Origin of the sequence: Halomonas beimenensis, from assembly GCF_002549795.1 — a bacterium.
GTDB lineage: Bacteria > Pseudomonadota > Gammaproteobacteria > Pseudomonadales > Halomonadaceae > Halomonas > Halomonas beimenensis.
This window is the reverse complement of the sequence record NZ_CP021435.1, coordinates 2,080,773-2,102,414: the sequence shown is the minus strand read 5'-3', so window position 1 is coordinate 2,102,414 and position 21,642 is coordinate 2,080,773. Positions and strand designations below refer to the sequence as shown.

General features: G+C 70.5%; 18 protein-coding genes. 10 read left to right on the top strand and 8 right to left on the bottom strand.

Features of this window, described 5'->3' with window-relative positions:
- Positions 1-6: 6 nt before the first annotated feature.
- From BEI_RS09935 to BEI_RS09925, 3 genes are read left to right on the top strand one after another with little or no spacing between them, the layout of a single operon-like run.
- Entirely contained in the window at positions 7-2,406 is a 2,400-nt protein-coding gene (locus tag BEI_RS09935) for a Lon protease family protein (protein WP_097789377.1), read from the top strand.
- A complete protein-coding gene (locus BEI_RS09930; protein ID WP_193765089.1) occupies positions 2,393-3,169 on the top strand; it encodes a universal stress protein in 777 nt (258 codons plus the stop codon). Before BEI_RS09935 ends, BEI_RS09930 begins: the two co-directional genes overlap by 14 nt.
- A gap of 51 nt (positions 3,170-3,220) precedes the next feature.
- Complete coding sequence (locus BEI_RS09925) at positions 3,221-3,637, top strand: hypothetical protein (RefSeq protein WP_097789375.1); 417 nt, start codon at positions 3,221-3,223, stop codon at positions 3,635-3,637.
- A gap of 121 nt (positions 3,638-3,758) precedes the next feature.
- Here BEI_RS09925 and BEI_RS09920 read toward each other — a convergent pair whose 3' ends face one another.
- Positions 3,759-5,642, bottom strand: a complete 1,884-nt coding sequence (locus BEI_RS09920; protein WP_097789374.1) for a glycerophosphodiester phosphodiesterase family protein — start codon at positions 5,640-5,642, stop codon at positions 3,759-3,761.
- 72 nt (positions 5,643-5,714) lie between these two features.
- Positions 5,715-6,200 (bottom strand): ribonuclease E activity regulator RraA, encoded by a 486-nt coding sequence (gene rraA, locus BEI_RS09915; protein WP_097789373.1) that lies wholly within the window; start codon positions 6,198-6,200, stop codon positions 5,715-5,717.
- A gap of 210 nt (positions 6,201-6,410) precedes the next feature.
- Between rraA and BEI_RS09910 the strand changes: the two genes are divergently transcribed.
- Together BEI_RS09910 and BEI_RS09905 are read left to right on the top strand one after the other, a co-directional pair.
- The gene (locus BEI_RS09910; RefSeq protein ID WP_097789372.1) at positions 6,411-6,977 is read left to right on the top strand and encodes a DJ-1/PfpI family protein; all 567 of its coding nucleotides are present in this window, start codon (positions 6,411-6,413) and stop codon (positions 6,975-6,977) included.
- An 87-nt stretch (positions 6,978-7,064) separates the two neighbouring features.
- Positions 7,065-7,424 (top strand): ribbon-helix-helix domain-containing protein, encoded by a 360-nt coding sequence (locus BEI_RS09905; RefSeq protein ID WP_097789371.1) that lies wholly within the window; start codon positions 7,065-7,067, stop codon positions 7,422-7,424.
- A 108-nt stretch (positions 7,425-7,532) separates the two neighbouring features.
- Here the strand turns inward: BEI_RS09905 and acnB are convergent, their stop codons facing one another.
- Entirely contained in the window at positions 7,533-10,136 is a 2,604-nt protein-coding gene (gene acnB / locus BEI_RS09900) for a bifunctional aconitate hydratase 2/2-methylisocitrate dehydratase (RefSeq protein ID WP_097789370.1), read from the bottom strand.
- A gap of 243 nt (positions 10,137-10,379) precedes the next feature.
- On the opposite strand from acnB, the gene BEI_RS09895 reads away from it, so the two are divergent.
- Genes BEI_RS09895 through BEI_RS09885 form a run of 3 tightly spaced genes read left to right on the top strand, consistent with a single transcriptional unit; the run spans position 10,380 to position 15,399 of the window.
- A complete protein-coding gene (locus BEI_RS09895) occupies positions 10,380-10,814 on the top strand; it encodes a DUF1289 domain-containing protein (protein ID WP_097789369.1) in 435 nt (144 codons plus the stop codon).
- Between the two features lie 22 nt (positions 10,815-10,836).
- Positions 10,837-11,469, top strand: a complete 633-nt coding sequence (locus tag BEI_RS09890; protein WP_097789368.1) for a MiaE family protein — start codon at positions 10,837-10,839, stop codon at positions 11,467-11,469.
- 30 nt (positions 11,470-11,499) lie between these two features.
- On the top strand, positions 11,500-15,399 hold the full coding sequence (locus tag BEI_RS09885; protein WP_097789367.1) for an ATP-binding protein: 3,900 nt from the start codon (positions 11,500-11,502) through the stop codon (positions 15,397-15,399).
- Positions 15,400-15,406: 7 nt separating this feature from the next.
- On the opposite strand, the gene BEI_RS09880 is transcribed toward BEI_RS09885, so the two are convergent.
- The 4 genes from BEI_RS09880 to queC are packed head-to-tail and all read right to left on the bottom strand — an operon-like array spanning position 15,407 to position 17,889.
- Positions 15,407-15,676: a YkgJ family cysteine cluster protein gene (locus BEI_RS09880; RefSeq protein ID WP_097789366.1), complete on the bottom strand. Its 270-nt coding sequence runs from the start codon at positions 15,674-15,676 to the stop codon at positions 15,407-15,409.
- Positions 15,673-16,563: a 6-carboxytetrahydropterin synthase gene (locus BEI_RS09875; protein ID WP_097789365.1), complete on the bottom strand. Its 891-nt coding sequence runs from the start codon at positions 16,561-16,563 to the stop codon at positions 15,673-15,675. Before BEI_RS09875 ends, BEI_RS09880 begins: the two co-directional genes overlap by 4 nt.
- Positions 16,563-17,207 (bottom strand): 7-carboxy-7-deazaguanine synthase, encoded by a 645-nt coding sequence (queE, locus tag BEI_RS09870; RefSeq protein ID WP_097789364.1) that lies wholly within the window; start codon positions 17,205-17,207, stop codon positions 16,563-16,565. The genes BEI_RS09875 and queE overlap by 1 nt, the downstream gene beginning before the upstream one ends.
- Positions 17,200-17,889: a 7-cyano-7-deazaguanine synthase QueC gene (gene queC / locus BEI_RS09865; protein WP_097789363.1), complete on the bottom strand. Its 690-nt coding sequence runs from the start codon at positions 17,887-17,889 to the stop codon at positions 17,200-17,202. The genes queE and queC overlap by 8 nt, the downstream gene beginning before the upstream one ends.
- 208 nt (positions 17,890-18,097) lie before the next feature.
- Here queC and trhP point away from each other — a divergent pair, with 208 nt between their 5' ends.
- On the top strand, positions 18,098-19,510 hold the full coding sequence (gene trhP / locus BEI_RS09860; RefSeq protein ID WP_097789362.1) for a prephenate-dependent tRNA uridine(34) hydroxylase TrhP: 1,413 nt from the start codon (positions 18,098-18,100) through the stop codon (positions 19,508-19,510).
- A 137-nt stretch (positions 19,511-19,647) separates the two neighbouring features.
- Positions 19,648-20,058, top strand: a complete 411-nt coding sequence (locus tag BEI_RS09855) for an SRPBCC family protein (protein WP_097789361.1) — start codon at positions 19,648-19,650, stop codon at positions 20,056-20,058.
- A 42-nt stretch (positions 20,059-20,100) separates the two neighbouring features.
- Here BEI_RS09855 and BEI_RS09850 read toward each other — a convergent pair whose 3' ends face one another.
- A complete protein-coding gene (locus BEI_RS09850) occupies positions 20,101-21,636 on the bottom strand; it encodes a GGDEF domain-containing protein (protein WP_097789360.1) in 1,536 nt (511 codons plus the stop codon).
- Positions 21,637-21,642 lie beyond the last annotated feature (6 nt).

Here is a 21,642-nt window from a genome sequence, read left to right as displayed (position 1 = left end):
CAGGCCATGATGGAACCCTTGACGGTGGAGGCGGTGTTCCGGCGTTGCCCGAGCGAGACCTTCGACTTCGCCCTGACCAGCGAGCTCGAGCCGCTGGGCCTGATCGGCGGCCAGGACCGGGCGCGGGAGGCCCTGACCCTGGGCACGGCGATTCCCCACGACGGCTTCAACCTCTATGTGCTGGGGCCGGCCGGTCACGGGCTGCGGGGGCTGGTCACCCGTTTCCTCGAGGATCGCGCCGCCGAGGGCTCGGTGCCCCCCGATCTTTGCTACCTCAACAACTTCGATGACCCCGCCAGTCCACGCCTGCTGCGGGTGCCGCCGGGGATCGGGCGACAATTGCGCGGCGACATCGAGCGACTGATCGAGGAACTCGCCAGCGCCATCCCGGCGGTCTTCGAGAGCGACGAGTACCAGAATCGCCTCCACGAGCTCAAGCAGGCCATGGGCGAGCGCCAGCGCGATGCCGTGGAGGCGGTGCGCCGCGAGGCCCGGGAACACGACATCCTGCTGCTCTCCACCCCCAGCGGCTTCACCTTCGCGCCGGCCGACGAGAACGGCGAGATGCTGTCACCGGACGCCTATCAGGCCCTCGACCAGGAGGAGCGCGAGCGTATCGAGCGGAACGTCGAGATCCTGCAGCGCAAGCTGACCCAGGCGATCCGACGGATGCCCAAGCTGGCCAAGTCGCTGCGCGAGCAGATCAACACGCTGACGGAGGAAATGCTCCAGTCCGCCATCGGCGGCCCCCTGGAGGAGCTGGAGGAGCGCTATGCGGACTCCGAAGGTGTGCTCGCGCACCTCGCCGGGATTCGCCAGGCGATCCTCGACAACGTGGATGCCTTCCGCAGCGACGAGCCCGAGGTCCCGCCGGAGGCGGTGTTCAGTCGCCTGCGCATCAACCTGCTGGTGGACAATGGCGACGCCCAGGGCGCGCCGGTGGTCTACCAGGACCTGCCCAGCCACCAGCACCTGGTCGGCCGTATCGAGCACCAGGTCCACAACGGCACCCTGCTCACCGACTTCAGCCTGATACGTGCCGGGGCCCTGCACCGGGCCAGTGGCGGCTACCTGGTGCTCGACGTGCGCGGCCTGCTGACCCAGCCCGGCGCCTGGGAGACCCTCAAGCGGGTGCTGTCCAGCGGGCGCATCCGCACCGAATCCCTGGAACAGGCCTACGGATTGATCAGCACCATGACCCTGGAGCCCGAACCGGTGCCGCTCGACGTCAAGGTCGTGCTGCTGGGCGATCGCCTGCTCTACTACCTGCTTTGCGAGCACGACCCGGACTTCCTGGAGCTGTTCAAGGTCCAGGCCGACCTGGACGACGAGTTCGACCGCGACCACGACAAGCTCCATCTCTATGCGCGCATGATCGCCATGCTCGCCCGGGAGGAGGACCTGCGACCCCTGGACCCGGAGGGCGTGGCCGCGGTGATCGAACGGGCCAGTCGGCTGGCCGATGACCAGCGCAAGCTCACCGCCCGCCATCGCGATCTGCATGACCTGCTGGTGGAGGCGAACCACTGGGCGGGCGAGGACGGCCAGGAGACGATCGGCCGCGAGTCCGTGGAGCGGGCGGTGTCCGAGCAGCGCCGCCGCGCCGACCGGCTGCGGGAACACAGCCATGAGCTGATCACCCGTGGCACCCTGATGATCGATACCGACGGGGCTCGCGTCGGCCAGGTCAACGGCCTGACGGTGTTGCGGCTGACCGATCACGGCTTCGGGCAGCCGATCCGCATCACCGCCACCGCCCGCCCGGGCAACGGCCAGGTCGTGGACATCGAGCGCGAAGCCAAGATGGGCGGTCCCGTCCATTCCAAGGCGGTGATGATCCTGGCCCGCTACCTGGCCAATCGCTATGCCGGCGACGAGCCCCTGTCGCTGTCGGCGAGCCTGGCCTTCGAGCAGTCCTACGGCGGGGTGGAGGGCGACAGCGCCTCGGTGGCGGAAGCCTGTGCGCTGGTGTCCGCCATCGCGCGGCTTCCCCTGGACCAGGCCTTCGCCGTCACCGGGTCGATCAACCAGCACGGTGAGGTGCAGGCGGTGGGCGGCATCAACGAGAAGGTCGAGGGGTTCTTCGAGGTGTGCCGGGCACGCGGCGAGCTGTCGGGGCAGGGGGTGATCCTGCCGGCCAGCAACGTCGAGCACCTGATGCTGGGGAGCGAGGTCCGCGAGGCCGTGGCCTCGGACCGGTTCCGGATCTACGCCATCCATCATGTCGACGAGGCGCTGGCACTGCTGGCCGAGTCGGCAGAGGACGAGCGGTCGCTGGATGACCGGGTCGCCGAGCGCCTCGCGGCGTTCCGCGAGGCGGTCCGGCGTAGCCGGCCGCGCCCCGTCCCCCCGGGTAGCGGTAACGATGGCAACGACGACGAGGGGGAGTCCGATGGGCGAGAGTGATGGTCGCCGGGGCGAGGGCGGGGAAGAGCTCGCCCTGGCCGTGGCCCGGGTGCTGACCCTGCTCGATGCCTCCCGCCAGAGCCTGGCGGCGCTCTCCGTCGCCGTGCGCCTCGCCGAGCGCCAGGGAGCCGAGTTGGTGGCGCTCTATGTCGAGGACCAGGATCTGCTGCACACCGCCGCCTTCCCGTTCGCCAGCGAGATCGGGGCTCAGTCGGGGCTGGTCCGCCGTCTCACGGCCCCGAGCGTCGAGGCCAGCCTGGCGCGACAGGCCGAACGGGTCGCCCAGGCCCTGGAGCTCGCGGTCGCCGGACGACGTCTGCAGCACTCATTGCGCATCAGCCGCGGCCGGGTGGTGGCCGAGGCGCTGTCCCTGGCGACGCCCGGCGATCTCATGCTGCTCGGCAAGGCCGGGCTGACCGGCCATTTCGGTGCCCGGCTGGGCACCACCAGCCTCGGCCTGATCCTCTCCGCTCCCTGTCCGGTAGTGGTCTGGGACGACGAGGGGACGCCGGCGGCGCCGGGCCCGCTGCGAGTCCTGGTGGATCCCGCCTCCGGCGACGCCCCGGCGGTCCCCACGCCCCTGTCGGCGCTGTTCGACGGCACGGAGCCGATACCCCGCAGCGACGCCGCCTCGCTGACGAGACGGCTCGCGGTGTGTCGCGGCGGCGCCTTGCTGCTGCATCGCGACGAGCTTCGCGGGCTGCTCGCCGAGGACCCCGACTGGCTGTCCCGGCTGGCGTTACCGGTGGTCGTGGTGCCCTGAGCCGGCGTCTTTTGGCATCATGTCGGCCTCCATCCTGGCAGGATCGCTTCCATGACGTATTTCCTGGTGATGGGCGGCCTGGCGCTGTCGGTCTGCCTGACCCTGGGCTGGGCGCTCTGGCGGGCCGGTCGCTGGCTGTTCGGTCGCCTGGCGCCCCGGCGGGCCTCACCGTCGCGCGCCGCCGCCAAGCCACGGCGAGGCGCCGGTGCCGCACGCCGGTCCGCCCCGTCGCGCGCCTGGCGCCTCACCCGGACGCTGGCGCATCTGGGCGGCGCCTGGCCGCTGGCGCTGTTGGCCCTGCTGCTCTACGGCGGCACCCGCTTGGCCGCCCATGGCATGGCCGCACGGCCCCACGAGGCTCCCGACGCCTTCCACCGGCTGGTCGAGGCGCTGGGCTGGGGAACGGCGGGGCTGGCCGGCCTGGCCGGCGTCGGTCTCTCGGCGGCCTGGCGCAGCCGGCGGGCCTGATGCCGGCGAAGCACGGCGCCTCGCAGCCTGGTCGGGTCTGACCGGTCGTCACGCGAATCACGGTTTTCGAGTCAAGTGGTTCGCTCGATTGAGGCGAATCGCGCGCTATCCAGCGATATCGCTAGTCCCGTAGCCAGTTGCGCAGCTTCACCAGCATCAAGGCACCGTCCCCCAGGCGACGTCGCTCGGCGAGCAGCCGGGTCAGGCGGTCGGGGCGGTCGGTGATGATGCCGTCGACGCCCAGGTCGATGAGCCGGGACATCCGGGCCGGCTCGTTGATGGTCCAGGCATAGAGGCGGTAGCCATGGTGGTGGGCGCGCCGCACCTCCGACGCATCGATGCGATTGTGGCGCAGGGCCAGGGCATCGAAGCCCCGTCTCGGCAGGGTGCCGCGCATGACGAGCTGGGCCAGCAGGACGGTGCGGGCCTCGGGGGCCTGGCGTTCGATCTCGCCCAGCAGCGAGTAGGAGAGGGTGGCCAGCGAGATGTCGCGCATCACCGCGGGTTCGCCACAGGCGGCTCGCCGCACGCCGTCCGGTGCTCGCCCCCGGCAGCGACGCCGGGCCTCGGCCTCCGTGGCCAGCACCTCCAGGACCCGTCCGACCAGCCGGCGTTCCCGACCCGGATCCGGCTTGAGCTCGATCATCAACCCGGCCCGCCCCCGGACCCGCCTCAGGGCCTCGTCCAGGCCGGGGATGCGGGCCCCGACGAAGGGATCGCCGAACCAGCTCCCCACGTCCATCTCCTCGAGGGCCGCCCGGTCGAGGTCGGCGATGCGTCGATCATCGCCGACGAGCCTCGACAGGGTGCTGTCATGGTGGAGCACCACCGCAGCGTCGGCGGTGAGGCGGGCGTCCACCTCGATGACATCGGCGCCGTCGGCCATGGCGCGGTCGATGGCGGCCAGGGTGTTCTCCGGCGCCTCCAGCGAGCTGCCGCGATGGGCGATGATCGTCACCGTCTCGTGGATCTCGAACCGATGGATGATCCACCAGGCCTGGCCGAGCGCGAACAGCAGCACGGTGAGTTCCACGGCCCAGGCCAGGCGTCCGGGATGGGCCCCGGGAGGCGGGGCCGGCGGACGCGGCTCCCGGTGGGCGAGCCGCAGGTAGAGGCAGGCCCCCATCAGGGCATTGGCGGCGATGCCGACGAAGGCGAGGGCCAGGGTGATCAGCACATAGGCACCGACATAGCCCAGCATGGCCGGCACCAGGACCGGGCGTCGCTCGGGGAGGTGACCCAGCAGAGGCGTGAACAGGGCGTCGAAGAGGGCGCCTGCCGCCAGGGGCAGGGCGACGATGCCGGCCAGCAGCACCAGGATCGAGGCGGCGATCCCGGGGCCTCGGCCACGGGTCAGGTGGAAGCTGCGGGCCAGGGCCCGTCGCGGCGAAAGGCCTTCGAGGATCAGCACCGGCAGCGCGAGGTGCCAGCGCGTGTACAGGCTGGCGGCGGCCAGCGCCCAGCCCAGCACCAGCGGCAGGGCCGTGGCGACGAACTGCCAGAAGGCGGGAGGGCGGACCTGCTGGACGTAGTAGGGGTCCAGGTCCCCCAGCAGGCGGTCATGCAGCGTCAGCAGGGCCAGTACCGCGGGCAGGAGCAGCGCCAGGTGGCTGCCCACCTGAAGCAGCGCCAGGCCGGACAGCGAGGGCAGTCGGCGCAGGCAGGTCCAGAGGGCATCGAAGGCCAGGTGGACATGGTTGTCCCGGGGACGCACGGCGACCAGGGTCATTCCGGCCTGCTGCAGGTAGAGCACCAGGAAGGTGACGCCCACCGCGCCCAGCAGCCAGGCCAGCCCGCCCGGGGTCAGCAGGGTCTCGAGCAGGACGGCGTTGCTGATCAGGGGGCGCTGGAAGCGCCCCAGCAGATGCGCCAGGGTCCAGCCCGCCGCCGGCAGCAGCAGGCTCGAGGCCAGCAGGGTGAAGAACAGATGATAGGCGACGAGAGGGCGCAGGTGATCGCGCAGGCTGCGCAGCACATCGCCGGTCAGCTGGGGCAGGGCCAGCATGGGTACCGTGGCGTCGTGGTCATGTTCCTAGGGTGGCACCGTGGCGTCCAGGCCGGCAAACCTGCTGGGGCATCAGTCCAGGGTCAGGCGCTCGTCGGCCACCAGGATGCCGTTGTTGTCGGCATACAGCCATTGGCCGGGGTGGATCGTCACGCCGGCGAAGGCGACCGGGATGTCCCGCTGCCCCTCGCCGCGCTTCTCGCTCTTGCGGGGATGGGCGGCCAGTGCCTGGATGCCGAGCTCGGTCTCGGCCAGGACGTCGACGTCGCGGACGCAGCCGTACATCACCACCCCGGCCCAGCCGTTGCCGGCGGCCTTTTCGGCCAGCATGTCCCCGAGCATGGCACAGCGGGTCGACCCACCGGCGTCGACCACCAGGACGGCACCTTCGCCGGGTTCGTTCACCGCCTCCTTGACCCGGGAGTTGTCCTCGAAGCACTTCACGGTGCGCACCGGCCCGCAGAAGGCTTCCAGGCCACCGAAGTTGACGAAGAGGGGATCGAGGACGGCCACCTCGGGGTAGGCGTCGCAGATGTCGGGGGTGACGATCGGATTCATGGGGACTCCTCGCGGCATTGATGATGAGATCGGCATGATGCCACAGAGAGATGTCAGGGACAGGGCGCGGATGGCGGCATTGACACCCGGAGGCGGGCGTGTCCGGCGTAGTAGCCGGCTACTACCCGCAGCAGGCGGCGCCGTGTCAGCGTATCGACGGGCACCGGACGGGCCGGTGGCCGACGATGACGACGACAGGGAGACCTCCCCATGGGCAAGACCATCCTGATGATCACCGGCGACTTCACCGAGGACTACGAGACCATGGTCCCCTTCCAGGCGCTCCAGGCCCTGGGGCACCGGGTGCATGCCGTCTGCCCCGACAAGGCGGCCGGGGACAGCGTGGCCACGGCCATCCACGACTTCGAGGGGGACCAGACCTATACTGAGAAGCCTGGTCACCGCTTCACCCTCAACGCGGATTTCGCCGCGGTCGAGGTCGCGGGGTACGATGCCCTGGTGGTGCCGGGCGGCCGGGCGCCGGAGTACCTGCGCCTGAATCCTGAGGTGCTGGCGATGGTGCGTCACTTCTTCGACGCGGACAAGCCGGTGGCGGCGATCTGTCACGGGGTGCAGTTGCTGACCGCCGCCGGCGTCCTGGAGGGACGCCACTGTGCCGCCTATCCGGCCTGTCGCCCGGAAGTGGAAGCCGCCGGCGGGGTCTATGCCGACATTGCCGTGGATGCCGCGATGACCGAGGGCAAGCTGGTCTCCGCGCCGGCCTGGCCGGCCCACCCCGACTGGCTGGCCCGTTTCCAGGCCCTGCTGGCCGACTGAGCAAGCCGTCCCCGTCCCGGCGCGTGAGGCCGGGACGGCCCAGGCCGATGCTACGCCCCAAGTTCCCGGATCGAGGAGGTCGCCTCAATGTGTCAGCTGTTCGTCAATGCCGATCCGGCGCTCTGGAAGTGCGTGACCCGCTCGCTGCGCATCGATGGCATGGTGACCAGCCTGCGCATGGAAGCCGCCTTCTGGCGGGTATTCGAGGAGATCGCCGCCCGGGACGGGATGCAAACGCCACAGCTGATCACTCGCCTCTATCACGAATCCCTCGACGCCGGTCATGACCTGGGCAACTTCACCTCCTTCCTGCGAGTCTGTGCCCTGCGCTACCTGGCGCTGCAGCGGGACGGCGAGATTCCTGCAGACTCTCGGGTCCCGCTGGCCGCCCTGGATGCCGAGGGCATTCTGAAACGCGAGCGATCCGCGGCCCTGCGAGCCCACTGAGCCGCGACCGGACACGAAAAAAGCGCCCCGGATGGGGCGCTTCGGTCATCGACTTGGGCCCGCCGGAGCGGGCCCGCGATGGTGCGAGCATCGGCGTCGAATCGGGGCTCAGGCCTGCTGAGCCACCGGGATCACGTTCGAGGCGGCCTTCTGGAATTCCTCGATCTCGTGGAAGTTCATGTAGCGATAGATCTCGCCGGCCATGGCGTCGAACTCGCTCATGTAGCGACGATACTCCTCCACGCTCGGTAGGCGGCCTTCCACGGCGGCCACCGCGGCCAGGTCCGCCGAGGCCAGGTAGACGTCGGCGCCGTCGCCCAGGCGGTTCGGGAAGTTGCGGGTGGAGGTGGACACCACGGTGCTCTTGGCGGCGACACGGGCCTGGTTGCCCATGCACAGCGAGCAGCCGGGCATCTCCATGCGCGCCCCGGCGCGGCCGTAGATGCCGTAGTAGCCTTCCTCGGTGAGCTGGTGCTGGTCCATCTTGGTCGGCGGTGCCAGCCACAGCTTGGTCTTCAGGCTGCCCGCGGGCTGCTTCTCGAGCAGCTTGCCGGCGGCGCGGAAGTGGCCGATGTTGGTCATGCACGAGCCGATGAAGACCTCGTCGATCTTGTCGCCGGCGACCTCGGAGAGCAGGCGGGCGTCGTCCGGGTCGTTGGGGGCGCACAGCACCGGCTCGGCGAGCTGATCCAGGTCGATCTCGATGACCTCGGCGTACTCGGCGTCCTTGTCGGCGCGCATCAGGCTCGGGTTGGCCAGCCACTCTTCCATGCCCTGGATGCGGCGCTCCAGGGTGCGCGCATCGCCATAGCCGTTGGCGATCATCCACTTGAGCAGGGTGATGTTGGACTTCAGGTACTCGGCGACCGAGTCCTCGCCCAGGGTGATGGTGCAGCCCGCGGCGGAGCGCTCGGCGGAGGCGTCGGAGAGCTCGAAGGCCTGCTCCACGGTGAGGTCCTCGAGGCCCTCGATCTCCAGGATGCGGCCGGAGAAGGCGTTCTTCTTGCCGGACTTCTCGACGGTCAGCAGGCCCTGCTGGATGGCGTAGTAGGGGATGGCATGGACCAGGTCACGCAGGGTGATGCCCGGCTGGCGCTTGCCCTTGAAGCGCACCAGCACGGATTCCGGCATGTCCAGCGGCATCACGCCGGTGGCGGCGGCGAAGGCCACCAGGCCGGAGCCCGCGGGGAAGGAGATGCCCATCGGGAAGCGGGTGTGGGAGTCGCCGCCGGTGCCCACGGTGTCGGGCAGCAGCATGCGGTTCAGCCAGGAGTGGATGATGCCGTCGCCCGGGCGCAGCGAGACGCCGCCGCGGTTCATGATGAAGTCGGGCAGGGTGTGGTGGGTCTCCACGTCGACCGGCTTGGGGTAGGCGGCGGTGTGGCAGAAGGACTGCATCACCAGGTCGGCCTGGAAGCCCAGGCAGGCCAGGTCCTTGAGCTCGTCCCGGGTCATCGGGCCGGTGGTGTCCTGGGAGCCCACGGTGGTCATCTTCGGCTCGCAGTACATGCCGGGGCGCACGCCGTCCATGCCGCAGGCCTTGCCGACCATCTTCTGGGCCAGGGTGAAGCCCTTGCCGCTGTCGGCGGGCTGCTCCGGCTTGCGGAAGACCTCGGAGGGGGCCAGGCCCAGGGACTCGCGGGCCTTGGCGGTCAGGCCGCGGCCGATGATCAGCGGGATGCGGCCGCCGGCGCGGACCTCGTCGAGCAGCAGCTGGGTCTTGAGCTCGAAGGTGGTCAGCACCTCGTCGGTGCCGTGCTTGCAGACCTTGCCTTCATAGGGGTAGACGTCGATGACGTCGCCCATCTCGAGCTTCTCGACGTCCATCTCGACGGGCAGGGCGCCGGAGTCTTCCATGGTGTTGAAGAAGATGGGCGCGATCTTGCCGCCGAAGCAGAAGCCCCCGGCGCGCTTGTTGGGGACGTTGGGGATGTCGTCGCCGAAGAACCAGAGCACGGAGTTGGTGGCGGACTTGCGCGAGGAACCGGTGCCCACCACGTCGCCGACATAGGCGACCGGATGGCCCTTGGCCTTGACCTCCTCGATCTGCTTGAGCGGGCCGGTCACGCCGGGCTCGACGGGCTCGATGCCCTCGCGCTCGTTCTTGAGCATGGCGTTGGCATGCAGCGGGATGTCCGGGCGGGACCAGGCATCCGGGGCCGGGGAGAGGTCGTCGGTATTGGTCTCGCCGGGCACCTTGAAGACCGTCAGGGTGATCTTCTCGTCCAGGGCCGGCTTGGACAGGAACCACTCGGCCTCCGCCCAGGACTGGATGACGTCCTTGGCCACGGCGTTGCCGGCCTTGGCCCGCTCCTCCACGTCATGGAAGGCGTCGAACATCAGCAGGGTATGCTTGAGCTGCTCGCCCACTTCCTGGGCCAGCTCGGCATCGTCCAGCAGCTCGACCAGGGAGGCGATGTTGTAGCCGCCCTGCATGGTCCCCAGCAGCTTGACCGCGTGGACCTTGTCGATCAGCGGCGACTGGGCCTCGCCCTTGGCGATGGCGGTCAGGAAGCCGGCCTTGACGTAGGCGGCCTCGTCGACCCCCGGCGGGACCCGGTTGGTCAGCAGGTCGAGGATGGCTTCCTCCTCGCCGGCGGGCGGGTTCTTCAGCAGCTCGACCAGGGCAGCCGTCTGCTCGGCGTTCAGCGGCTTCGGCGGCACGCCGGCCTGGGCACGCTCCTCGACATGTTGGCGATAGGCTTCAAGCACGTGGTGGCCCTCATTGGTTGTGGTGGCCGAGCATCCCGCGCGACGGGCTGGCCGCGGCGCGGGAGGGCTCGGCACGTGAATACGGCACGGTCAACGGTGCCGCCATTCTAGGAGAAACTGTCGACAATGTTAAGAATCCCCGTCGTGACGGGACCTTGAACTTTGGTCTGCGGCTCGGGCGGGGTGCCAGCACGCCGGCGTCGCGTTACCATGACGGCTTCGATCAACGGAGAGGAGCGGTCGATGGCAGGGCGAATCGCCTCCCCCTGCGTGGGGTTGTGCTCGACGACGGTGGGCGACCGGGTCTGCCGGGGCTGCCAGCGGACCGACGAGGAGATCCGCGAATGGCCTGCCCTGGCCGGTGAGGCCCGGGCGCGGCGCATGGCGGAGCTGGATGCCCTGCGCGGGGCGGCCGCCGGCCGCCACCTGAGGGTGGTCGACGCCGCCGCGCTCGAGGCCCAGCTGGTGCGTCACCGCATCCGCTTTCGCGCCGACCAGCCGCCGCTGTCCCGGGCGGTGGAGCTGCTGCGCGTGGGCCGGGACCGCATCCGCGAGCTGTCCCGCTACGGCCTCGAGCCCCGCGAGCCCCTGGAGCCGGCCGCCCTGCATGCACGCATCGCCGCCGAACTGATGGCGGCGGCCGAGCGACGCCGGGCCGCTGCCGCGCCTCTCCCCTGAACCCTGAACCGCCGGACCCCAGATGACCGCGATGCCTGCCGCCGCCCCAATTGACCTGTTGCCCCCCGGGCTGCTCGATTTCCTCCACGTCGCCACGCCCGATGCCTGGGTCGACTGGGCCCTCTCGCAGCCCGAACTGCTGCTGATCGACCATGCCCAGTGCGAGAAGAAGGCGGCCTCCACGGCCATGAGCCTGCTCTATCGCTACGTGGATCGGCCCCTGCTGCTGGCCAAGATGAGCCAGCTGGCGCGGGAGGAGCTGTTGCACTTCGAGCAGGTCGTCGGGCTGATGGAGGCCCGGGGGATCGCCTACCGGCACCTCTCGGCCTCGCGCTACGCCGAGGGCCTGCGACGCCATGCCCGGGGCGAGGAGCCGTACCGCCTGGTCGATGTCCTGATCATCGGCGCCTTGATCGAGGCCCGCAGCTGCGAGCGCTTCGCCCGTTTGATCCCTCACCTTGACGCCGAGCTTGCCAAGTTCTATCGCGGTCTGGTTAAGTCGGAAGGGCGTCACTATGAGGATTACCTGATGCTGGCGCGGCAGGCCGCCCCGGAGGCCATCGACGATCGGATCGCCTTCCTTGCCGAGCGCGAGGCCGACCTGATCACCATGCCGGACTCGGCATTTCGTTTTCACAGCGGCGTACCGGCCTGACGCCGACGCCGCCCAGCAGGACCGATCATCATGCGGGATGCTTCCGACGCCGTTACTCCTGACGACCAGGATCGCCTGGCCCTCTTCGGTCACTTCTCGCTGACCCTGAGCGACGATGCCCTGACCCATTTCAGCTACGACAAGGTCAAGGCGCTGCTCGTCTACCTGCTGCTCCACGATCAGCCGGTGAATCGGGCGACCCTGGCCGAGCTGCTGTGGCCGGATCAGGGCCTGTCGTCGGGCCGGACCAACCTGCGTCATGCCCTGCACTGTCTGCGCCAGTCACTGGGGGAGCAGGCCGAGCGGGTCCTGTCGGTCTCCCGCCAGACCATCGCCTTCCGCCTTCCCGACCACTGGCGTTTCGACCTCCACGAGCTCCAGGCGCTGCTCGAGGCCCCGGCCGAGGTGGAGACCCTGGAGGAGATCCTGGAGTGCTACCAGGGCGACCTGGTGGAGGAGCTCCAGCTCAGCGCCTGCGCCGAGTTCCAGCGCTGGCTGGTCCAGGCGCGCAACGAATGGCGCCAGCGGGTGATCCGCTTCGCCGAGTCGGTCCTCGAGCAGCATGATCCGCTGCCGGACGAGCTGCTGCAGGCCCTGGTGAGCCGCTTCTCCGGCTATGGGCCCTTCCATGAGCGCCTGGTGCGCCAGCTCGCCGAGCAGGGGCAGCTGGCCGCCGCCCACGAGCAGTACAACGCCTATCTCCAACTGCTGGCCCTGACCGGCCAGCAGCCCGATCCGGCCTTCCTGCAGCTCGCCCGCTACTGGTCCGACGGCAAGTCCGAGGCCGCCTCGGGCCCAAGCGGCGCCTTCTCCCGGACCCTGGCCGCGGACAGCTCGCCGCTGCGCGAGGACGAGATCGAGCAGCGCCAGCTGTCGGTGATGGCCATCCGCCTGACCCTGGACGCCGACCTCGCCACCCGCGGCGAGGCCCGCGCCTGCCTGGCCCTGCAGATCGAGCTGATGCGCTGGCTCGAACAGCAATGCCACCATCTGGGGGGCTTCTGGCTGCCCGGCGCCACCGGGGGCCTGGGCCTGGCCTGCTTCGGCACCCATGGCCCCGCCCACCAGCTGGCGGAGCTGGTGGCCCTCTACGAGCACTGCCGCCGGATGCTGCCCGAGGAGAGCGCCCGCCACTGGACCGGCGAGGGGGGCGCCCCCAGCATCGCCCTGGCCGCCGGCCTCAACAGCGGCCGCGTCGTCTACCTGCCCGAGCGGCACCTGGTCGATCCCCTGGGGCAGGTGACCCAGGGAGCCCTGTCGTTGATGAGCGCCGCCGAGGGCAGCGAGCTGGTGATCTCCCAGGAGGCCAGCCAGCACATGCCGCCGGCCCTCGACCTGCAGCCGCGGCTGTCGTCGCGGCTGGTGGCCAGCGACGGCCGGGTTCGCCTGCGGGCCCTTGTCCTGGGCGAGAACGAGGGCGGCCGGGAGGCCCTGCCCCCCAGCCTGGTAGGGCGCGAGTCGGCACTGCGCACCCTGCGCGATGCCCTGGCCCGGGCCGGCATCGGGCTGCGCCAGAGCGTGCTGGTGCGCGGGCCCTCCGGGCTCGGCAAGTCGGCCCTGCTGGTCGGCTTCCGGCAGCTCGAGCAGAGCCGGGAGGCGGCCATCTGCTGGCAGCCCACCACCCGGCTGTCGGTCCAGGAGCCCTACGGCGTGGCGCGGCAGTTGCTGCGCTGGCACCTGGGCGGGCCCATCGAGGGCGACCGCCTGGAGGGGCTCGTCCCCGCCGACCTCGGCGACGAGCAAGGCCTGCTGCTGGAGGAGGCCCTGGGCGTGCGCGAGCCCCGCGAGCTGGCCGTGATCGCCCAGAGCGGCGAGGCCGTCGAGCTGGTGGTGGCCCTGCTGCACCGACTGATCGATCGCCTGACCGAGCGGCGTACGCTGGTGCTGATGATCGACGACCTGCAGTGGCTCGACGAGCCCTCCTTCAAGGTGCTGGCCGGCCTCCAGGCCCGGCTGCCCATCAATTGCCCCTTCCTGCTGGTCGCCAGTCACCATGGCCGCGAGGCGCTGCCCGCCAAGCTCGACTGGGACCAGCAGATCACCCTGGGCCGGCTCGATCCCATGCAGGCCTCGCGCCTGCTCTCCCAGCTGGCCCGCCGCTATCGCCTGCACCTGAGTCCGCGGCTGCGCAGCCAGATCATCGAACGCTGCGACGGCGTGCCGCTCTACCTGCAGGAGATCTGCCGGCGGGTCGACATGGACCGTCGCGAGGGGCGCAGCGTGCAGCTCGACGAGCTGCCACGGGGCCTGCTCGGCCTGCTGGCCAGCCGCATCGACCAGCTCGACGCCGATCGCGAGGTGGCTCATGTGGCCGCGGTCCTGGGGCGTCGCTTCCGGCTCGACTTCCTCGCCGAGTGCAGCGGCTGGGAGATGCCGCGGCTGACCTTCGCCCTGGAGCAGATGGTGCGCCTGGAGATCATCGAGCCGGTGGAGGGCGAGGACGAGGGGCGTGAATACCAGTTCACCCATCAGCTCCTCCAGGAGGCCGCCTACCTGTCCTGCCCCCGGGACGTGCGGGTGGCCCTGCACCGCCAGGTGGTCGGCCTGATCGAGGAACGCTTCCCGATGTGGATCAGCCGGCATCCCGGCGACTTCGCCACCCACCTGAGGCGCAGCGGCCACTACGCCCGGGGCGCCCGCTACTTCGAGCTGGCCGCCCGCGAGGCGCTTAAGGTCAGCGCCAACCGCACGGCCCTGAAGATGGCCGACTTCGGGCTGGCCAGCCTGCGCCATGTGGAGGGCCAGGCCGAACGCGAGATCAGCCTGCACACCGTGCGTGGCCAGGCGGCCTTCGCCCTGGAGGGACACGGCTCGCCCACGGCCCACGAGAGTTTCGTGCGTGCCCGGGAGCTGCTGGCCTGCGCCGACGAGGCGCCGGAGGAGAGCGAGGACCTGGAGCAGGCCTTCCTGGTCAAGTGGGGCCTGTGGGTAGGGTGCAGCCAGCGCAACGCCCACGCCGATGCCTTCCTGCTGGCCTCGCGGCTGGCCGACCTGGCCGGCCGGCTGGAGGATCCGCGCTATCGTCGCCTGGCCGACTTCGCGCGGGCCAGCTGCGAGTACTGGGCGGGACGCATCCAGCAGGCCTACGAGCACCTGGAGGAGATCGATCCGCTCAACGCGCCGATGATGATCGAGTGGCTGCCGTTCTCCGATCATCCCCAGGTGGCCGCCGCCTGCTTCCAGGGCTGGGCGCTGTGCCTGCGCGGCGACTATGGTCGCGCCGAGCAGCAGGTGGAATCGGCGATCCGGCTGGCCGAGCGCATCAATCATCCCGGCAGCCTGGCCATGGCGCTGATGTACGCCGCGGCCCTCTACCGCCAGGTGGGGCACGTCCACCTGGCCGCCAGCCGGGCGGAGCGCGCCTACGAGATCACCGGCACGCCGGACCTGCACCTCTGGCAGGTCTCGGCCCGCCTGGTGCTCGGCTGGCAGCGGGCCCTGTCCGGCGACCGCGAGGGGCTCGCCCGCATCGAGGCGGCGCTGGACGAGCTCGCCGAGGTCACCGGCCGTGACCCCTATCAGCGGCCGGCGCTGTGGTTCGTCGATGCCTGCATCTCCCTGGGCGAGCTGGCCCGCGCCGAGGACTACCTGGACCAGAGCCTGCTGATCGCCCGGGAGCGTACCACCCTGTTCGTGCCCGAGCTGGCGGTGCAACTGGCCCGGGTGCTCCTCCGCCTCGGCCATCCCGCCGAGGAGGTTCGGGCCCTGACCGAGCAGGCCCTGGAGCAGGCCCGGGACGACGGTAACCTGCACCAGGAGTTGTGTGCCCTGGAGGCCTGGCTGACCCTGGTCGACCCGGAGGACGAGGCCGCCCGCGCCGACTTCCGCGCCCTGCTCGGCGAGGTCAGCCACAGCGACGCCCCGGTGCTGGTACGCTGGCGCACCCTGCTCGACAAGCGCCTGCCCCACACCGCCGACGCCGAGGACTGAGCGGCCGCTAGGTCGCGACCTCCAGGGCGGCGATGCGCTCGAGCGCCTGGTCGCGGTGCTCCCCGCACAGTGCCGGGTCGAAGTCGAACCGGGCGCACACCCCGGGGCGGCGGGGGTCGCCGAACAGGCGGCAGAGGTTGTCGTCGTCGAGCTGCACGCAGCGTTCCCCGGCGGGCTTGCCCGCCGGCATGCCGGGGATCGGGGAACTGATCGAGGGCGCGATGCAGCAGGCGCCGCAGCCCGGGCGACAACCGGGGGCCGACGGTTCGTGACTCATGGCGTTGCGTGCGTCTCCGGCCGGCGTTCCGGGGCACCGGCCTCAGGGCGGGCCTCCGCCAGGGCCCCCTTGTCGACGCCCTCGAAGGCCTGGACCCGGGTGGCCCGTCCCGTTTCCCCGGCGATCTCCCCGGCCAGCCAGGCCGCGATGTGCTCCACCGTGGTGGGGCATGGCATCACCACGCAGCGTTCCCGGGGCAGGCTCAGCGCGAACCGTCCCTGCTCGGCCCGGTAGCGGGTGGTCAGCCGACCCAGGAAGGAGGCGTCCTGCCCCTCCACCACATCCGCCTCGTCCACCAGGTAGCGGTCCGCGAGCCGAGAGGCCCAGTCGGCCTCCAGGGCAGGGCATCGTTCCCCCCCTTGCCAGACGTGAAGCCGCGAGCGATGGCCGTGGGCGATGCGCTGGCAGTTGCCCGCATGGCGCCTGAGCCCATGGCTGTAGGTGTAGTGGGCGCCGGCGATGGCCTCCTCGCGCAGGGCCAGGCGGATGGCCTCGACCCTGGGCGGGGGCTGACGCATCAGTTCCGTGGCCAGCCGCTCGGCGAGCCGCGACGGGGTGACGGCGTCCCAGGGCAGCAGGGTGAAGGCCTGGCGCGGGCCGCGCACCTCGAACGGATAGGGCGTCTCGGCCCGCACGCAGAGGCCCTCCGGGCAGTCCCGGACCGCGATGCCCGCCGCCTCGGTGGGCACCAGCAGGGTATGGTCCGCCCCGCGGTCGAGGCGCGACTTGATCCAGGGCTTGACCTCGCCGAAGTCGAAGAGCATGCCGTCCTCGCCGAGCTCGCCGTCGAGCTCGGCGTCGACGAGCCAGCTCGCGCCGACGAGCCCGCGCTCGGGGCACCACAGCGAGATGTCCAGGTGGGTGAGGCGATGGACGAAGAGGGTCATCAGTCGATCCCCGCGATCTTGTGGGTCTGCAGCGACAGCCGCCATTGCGGATGGGCCAGGCAATAGGCCACGGTCTCGGCCAGGCTGTCGCCGCCGCCCCCCAGGGGAGCGGTGTCCATGGGCTGCAGGAAGAAGTGACGGAAGCCCAGGTCGACGAAGCGTTCGGGCGGCGCGTCGGGCTGGGGATGGATCAGCTTGAGCTCGTCGCCGCGGGTCTGGACGAGCGGCGCCTGGCCCTTGGGGCTGACGCACAGCCAGTCGATGCCCGCGGGCGCCGGCAGGGTGCCGTTGGTCTCCACGGCGACGTCGAAGCCGCGCTCGTGCATGGCGGCGATCAGGGCCTCGTCGAGCTGCAGCAGGGGCTCGCCGCCGGTGAAGATCACCTGGGGCGTCGCCGTGCCAGGGGCCTCCGGCCACAGGGCCACCAGATGGTCGGCCAGGGCGGCGGTCGAGGTAAAGCGCCCGCCGTGCTGGCCGTCGGTGCCGACGAAGTCGGTGTCGCAGAAGCGGCACGCGGCCGCGGCCCGGTGGGCCTCGCGGCCGGACCAGAGGTTGCAGCCGCTGAAGCGGCAGAAGACGCTGGCCCGGCCGGCCTGGCCGCCTTCCCCCTGCAGCGAGTAGAAGGCCTCCTTGACGCTATACATCCCCGGGCTCCCCCGCGTAGGCCAGGGGGTCGACGGCGTCGTTGGCGGCGAAGGCCGCCAGCCGCTCCCGGCAGCTGCCGCAGCGACCGCAGGCCAGGGCCTCGCCCCGGTAGCAGGTCCAGGTGCGGGCATAGTCCAGGCCCATGGCCAGGCCGTCGGCGAGGATCTCGGCCTTGCCGGCACGCAGGTAGGGGGCGTGGATCTCGATCGGGGCGAAGTTGGCGATGGCGGCCACGGCATTCATGGCCTCGACGAACTCGGGCCGGCAGTCCGGGTAGAGGACGTGATCGCCGCCGTGGGCGCCGTAGTCGACCCGGTCGGCGCCGATGTTCACCGCCTTGGCGATGGCCAGCGAGAGCAGGATCATGTTGCGGTTGGGCACCACGGTGTCCTGCAGGTTGTCCTCGGCGTAGTCGGCGTCGGGCAGCTCGCGGCTGGCGTCGGTCAGCGCGGAGGCGTCGATCAGGCCGTGGATGGCGGTGATGTCGACCACCTGGTGGGGCACGCCGAGCTCTCGGCAGACCCGGCGGGCGACCTCCAGCTCGCGGGCGTGGCGCTGGCCGTAGTCGAAGGAGAGCGCATGCACCTCGCGGCCCTCGCGCAGGGCGCGGTGAAGCACGGTATAGGAATCCATGCCGCCGGAGTAGATCACCACGGTGGCAGGAGCGGAATGATGGGACATGGGGTACCTGTGGGTCGGAGAATTTGCTTAACCGGGGTCCGGTCCGGGAAGCCCCCAGTGTACTTGACCGTCGAGACAAGTGCCAAGCTGGCTCGGCGTTCGGCGTTCGGCGTTCGGCGTTCGGCGTTCGGCGTTCGGCGCTGTTATAATCCGTCCCCCTTCGTTTCCTGCGCTCAAGCGCGCCATCGTCCTGACAACGGTGAACCCCATGCAAGCCCCCGAACTGCTGTCGCCCGCCGGCACCTTCAAGAACATGCGCTATGCCTTCGCCTATGGCGCGGACGCGGTTTATGCCGGCCAGCCGCGCTACTCCCTGCGCGTGCGCAACAACGACTTCAAGCTCGACAACCTGCACAAGGGCATCGCCTATGCCCACGAGCGGGGCAAGCAGTTCTACGTGGCCTCCAACATCGCCCCCCACAACAGCAAGCTCAAGACCTACCTGCGGGACATGGAGCCGGTGATCGAGGCCGGCCCCGACGCCCTGATCATGTCCGATCCCGGCCTGATCATGATGATCCGCGAGCGCTGGCCGGATCAGGTGATCCACCTGTCGGTGCAGTCCAACGTGGTCAACTATGCCGCGGCGAAGTTCTGGCAGCGGCAGGGCATCAGCCGGATCATCCTGTCCCGGGAGCTGTCGCTGGAGGAGATCGCCCAGATCCGTGCCGAGTGCCCGGACCTCGAGATCGAGACCTTCGTTCATGGCGCACTGTGCATCGCCTACTCGGGGCGTTGCCTGCTGTCCGGCTACTTCAATCACCGCGACCCCAACCAGGGCACCTGCACCAACGCCTGCCGCTGGAAGTACAACACCGTGGCCGCCGCCGAGGACGAGACCGGCGACCTGGTCCCGGCCAACTCGGCCCGGGCCCATGCCGCCAGCGGCATCTGGACGCCGGAGCAGGGCGGCGGCATGATCGCCTCCGCCGGCGGCAGCGCCGAGACGAGCACCGCCACCGCCGGCGGCGTGGAGGGCCAGGACGAGCTCTCGGCGCTGATCGAGGACCGCACCCGGCCCGGCGAGCTGATGCCGGTCTTCGAGGACGAGCACGGCACCTACATCATGAACTCCAAGGACCTGCGCGCCGTCCAGCACGTGCCCCGGTTGACCGAGATGGGGGTGAGCTCGCTGAAGATCGAGGGGCGCACCAAGTCCCACTACTACGTGGCGCGCACCGCCCAGGTCTACCGGCGTGCCATCGACGACGCCGTGGCCGGCCGCCCCTTCGACATGCGGCTGATGGACGAACTCGACAACCTGGCCAACCGCGGCTACACGGAAGGCTTCTATCGTCGCCATGTCCACGACGAGTACCAGAACTACGAGCAGGGCAACTCGGTGGGCGTCCACCAGCAGTTCGTCGGCGAGATCACCGGTTACGACCCGGATCGCGGCGTGCTCGAGATCGACGTCAAGAACCGTTTCGAGGTCGGCGACGGCATGGAACTGATGCTGCCCGGCGGCAATCGTCGCTTCGTCCTGGAGCACATCGAGAACAAGCGAGGCGAGCCCGTGGGCGCGGCGCCCGGCTCGGGCCACGTGGTCCGCATCCCGGTGCCGGGGGAGCCCATCGAGGCCTCGCGGATCGAGTTCGCCCTGCTGATGCGCGACCTGTAGAAACGCTCGCGAGATCACTCAGCGCTGCTCCTGGCCTGAGCCCCGGCTGGACATCGGCCGCGGCCTTCGAGGAAGCTGGAGGGGGCAGGGCCGAGTCGGCCCTGCCGCCCCGATGACCCTCAGCACAAGGAACCGGCATGGCCATCATCGAGCACAGTGCCACCCTGGAGGCGCCTCCCGAGCGGGTCTTCGCCCTGCTCGAGCGCGTGGAGGACTTCGTCGACTACGCCGACCTCATCCGGGACATCGAGTCCCTGGGGGAGGGCCGCTATCGCTGGCACGTGCATGCCGTGGGCATGGACTGGACCTTCGAGGTGGAGATCACCGAGTCCCGGGCGCCGGAGGTACTGGCCTGGGAATCCCTGTCCGGGGTGCACAACCGCGGGCGTTACCATCTGACCCCGGTGCCGGAGGGCACCGAGGTGGCGCTGACCCTGGAGTACGAGATCAAGAACCGCCTGGTGGAAAAGGCCGTCAACCGGGCGATGCGGCCCCTGGTCAACAAGGTCAGCCAGCAGATCCTGGACCGCGTGGCGGCGCGTCTCTAGGAGAGCCCCGGTGCCCGCGTCACGCGACCACCGGCCAGGCTCCTAGGCCGGCTTCAAGGAGGCCACCCGCCCACGGCCACCGCGCTTGGCGCGGTACATCTGGCGATCCGCGGCATCGATCATCTGCATGGCCGAGCGGAACGGGCCGGTTTCCAGGGTGGCGATGCCGATCGAGGCCGACAGGTACAGCGTCTCATCCTGTCCCTCGGCCATCGGCTGCGCCTCGAGCAGCCTCAGCAGCCGGGCCGCCACCCGGCGGGCCCCGTCGCTTCCCTGGTCCGGCAGGACCACCAGGAACTCCTCGCCGCCGTAACGGCCGGCCAGGTCGCCTTCCCGGATCAGGTCGCGCAGGGCCGTGGCGAAGTTGACCAGGGCGGTATCGCCGACCCCATGCCCGTGCCGGTCGTTGAGCGCCTTGAAGTGATCCAGGTCGATGAACAGCAGCGCCAGGCCCTGCCCCGCGCGCTCCGCCGCCTGGAGACGCTGCTCGATGCTGTGTTCCAGCCAGCCGCGATTGGCGAGGCCGGTGAGGGGGTCCGTGCGGGTCTTGATGTCCAGCGCGTCGTTTTCCTCGCGCAGGGCGTCGAGCTGGCGATGGTGGTCCTCGAGGCGCGCGCAGAGGTGCAGCGTCAGGGCGAACAGCCGCTGCTTGCCCTCGAGCAGCACCTGGGTCCGGTCGAGGCTAGGCATCCCGGTCAGGGCGAACAGCTCGGTCATGGCCGGCAGGGCGTCGCAGACCTCCCCGAGCAGCCGCTCCAGGGACAGGCTCGGAAGACCCTCGAGGTCACCGAACCGCTCCAGGAGCTGGCCGAGCTTGGCGAAGGCCAGGGAGGCATCGTCGGCCAGGTGGGCGTCGGCGACCCGCCCCGACAGGCGCAGGCAGAGCCGCTGGGGATCGTCGGCCGTCAGCGGGCCGTGGCTGTCGGCGATGAGCCGGGCCAGGTCCAGGGAGGCCCCCCAGTCGCGGGCCAGCCAGGCGCCGACCCGGGCATGGTCGCAGCCGTAGGCCTCGCGCTCGGCCACCGCGAGCTCAGGGTGTTGAACGAGACACTCCAGCCGGCTCGCGTAGGCCTCGCCCTCGAGGGCGACCAGGGCGAGGATGCCCACGTCCTGGAGGAGGGCGGCGGTGAACAGCCGGCTCGCGGCCTCGGGGCACAGGCGACGCGCCAGCTCCCGGGCCGCCGTGGCGGCCGTCAGGGCGCGATGCCAGAAGCGGTCGGGAACCTCGAGGTCTCGCAGCCCGAAGCTCAGGGCCGCGGCCGTGGTGGCATCGGTGCCCAGTCGTCCCACGGCATCCTGACACTGATGCACCTCGCCGGCCTGGCGGGAGTAGAAGGCGCTGTTGGCCAGCGCCATCACCCTCAGGGTCAGGGCGGGGTCGGGCTCGATGGCCGCCGCATAGTCGCTGGTCGATGCCTCCGGGCAGCGCGACAGCTCCAGGACCCGCAGCACGGCGGAGGGCAGGGAAGGCAGGGTGTCACAGTCCTCCAGCCGGAGCGCCAGGGCATCGGGCAGCATGGGGAGCCCCCGGGGCCGGTGGGTGACCGACGCGGGCGGGTCTGTCTCGATCGCGGGCACGCCTGT

Coding starts and splice junctions, on each gene's coding strand:
- BEI_RS09935 (WP_097789377.1), top strand. CDS start 7: ATGATGGAACCCTTGACGGTGGAGGCGGTGTTCCGGCGTTGCCCGAGC.
- BEI_RS09930 (WP_193765089.1), top strand. CDS start 2,393: ATGGGCGAGAGTGATGGTCGCCGGGGCGAGGGCGGGGAAGAGCTCGCC.
- BEI_RS09925 (WP_097789375.1), top strand. CDS start 3,221: ATGACGTATTTCCTGGTGATGGGCGGCCTGGCGCTGTCGGTCTGCCTG.
- BEI_RS09920 (WP_097789374.1), bottom strand. CDS start 5,642: ATGCTGGCCCTGCCCCAGCTGACCGGCGATGTGCTGCGCAGCCTGCGC.
- rraA (WP_097789373.1), bottom strand. CDS start 6,200: ATGAATCCGATCGTCACCCCCGACATCTGCGACGCCTACCCCGAGGTG.
- BEI_RS09910 (WP_097789372.1), top strand. CDS start 6,411: ATGGGCAAGACCATCCTGATGATCACCGGCGACTTCACCGAGGACTAC.
- BEI_RS09905 (WP_097789371.1), top strand. CDS start 7,065: ATGTGTCAGCTGTTCGTCAATGCCGATCCGGCGCTCTGGAAGTGCGTG.
- BEI_RS09895 (WP_097789369.1), top strand. CDS start 10,380: ATGGCAGGGCGAATCGCCTCCCCCTGCGTGGGGTTGTGCTCGACGACG.
- BEI_RS09890 (WP_097789368.1), top strand. CDS start 10,837: ATGACCGCGATGCCTGCCGCCGCCCCAATTGACCTGTTGCCCCCCGGG.
- BEI_RS09885 (WP_097789367.1), top strand. CDS start 11,500: ATGCGGGATGCTTCCGACGCCGTTACTCCTGACGACCAGGATCGCCTG.
- BEI_RS09880 (WP_097789366.1), bottom strand. CDS start 15,676: ATGAGTCACGAACCGTCGGCCCCCGGTTGTCGCCCGGGCTGCGGCGCC.
- BEI_RS09875 (WP_097789365.1), bottom strand. CDS start 16,563: ATGACCCTCTTCGTCCATCGCCTCACCCACCTGGACATCTCGCTGTGG.
- queE (WP_097789364.1), bottom strand. CDS start 17,207: ATGTATAGCGTCAAGGAGGCCTTCTACTCGCTGCAGGGGGAAGGCGGC.
- queC (WP_097789363.1), bottom strand. CDS start 17,889: ATGTCCCATCATTCCGCTCCTGCCACCGTGGTGATCTACTCCGGCGGC.
- trhP (WP_097789362.1), top strand. CDS start 18,098: ATGCAAGCCCCCGAACTGCTGTCGCCCGCCGGCACCTTCAAGAACATG.
- BEI_RS09855 (WP_097789361.1), top strand. CDS start 19,648: ATGGCCATCATCGAGCACAGTGCCACCCTGGAGGCGCCTCCCGAGCGG.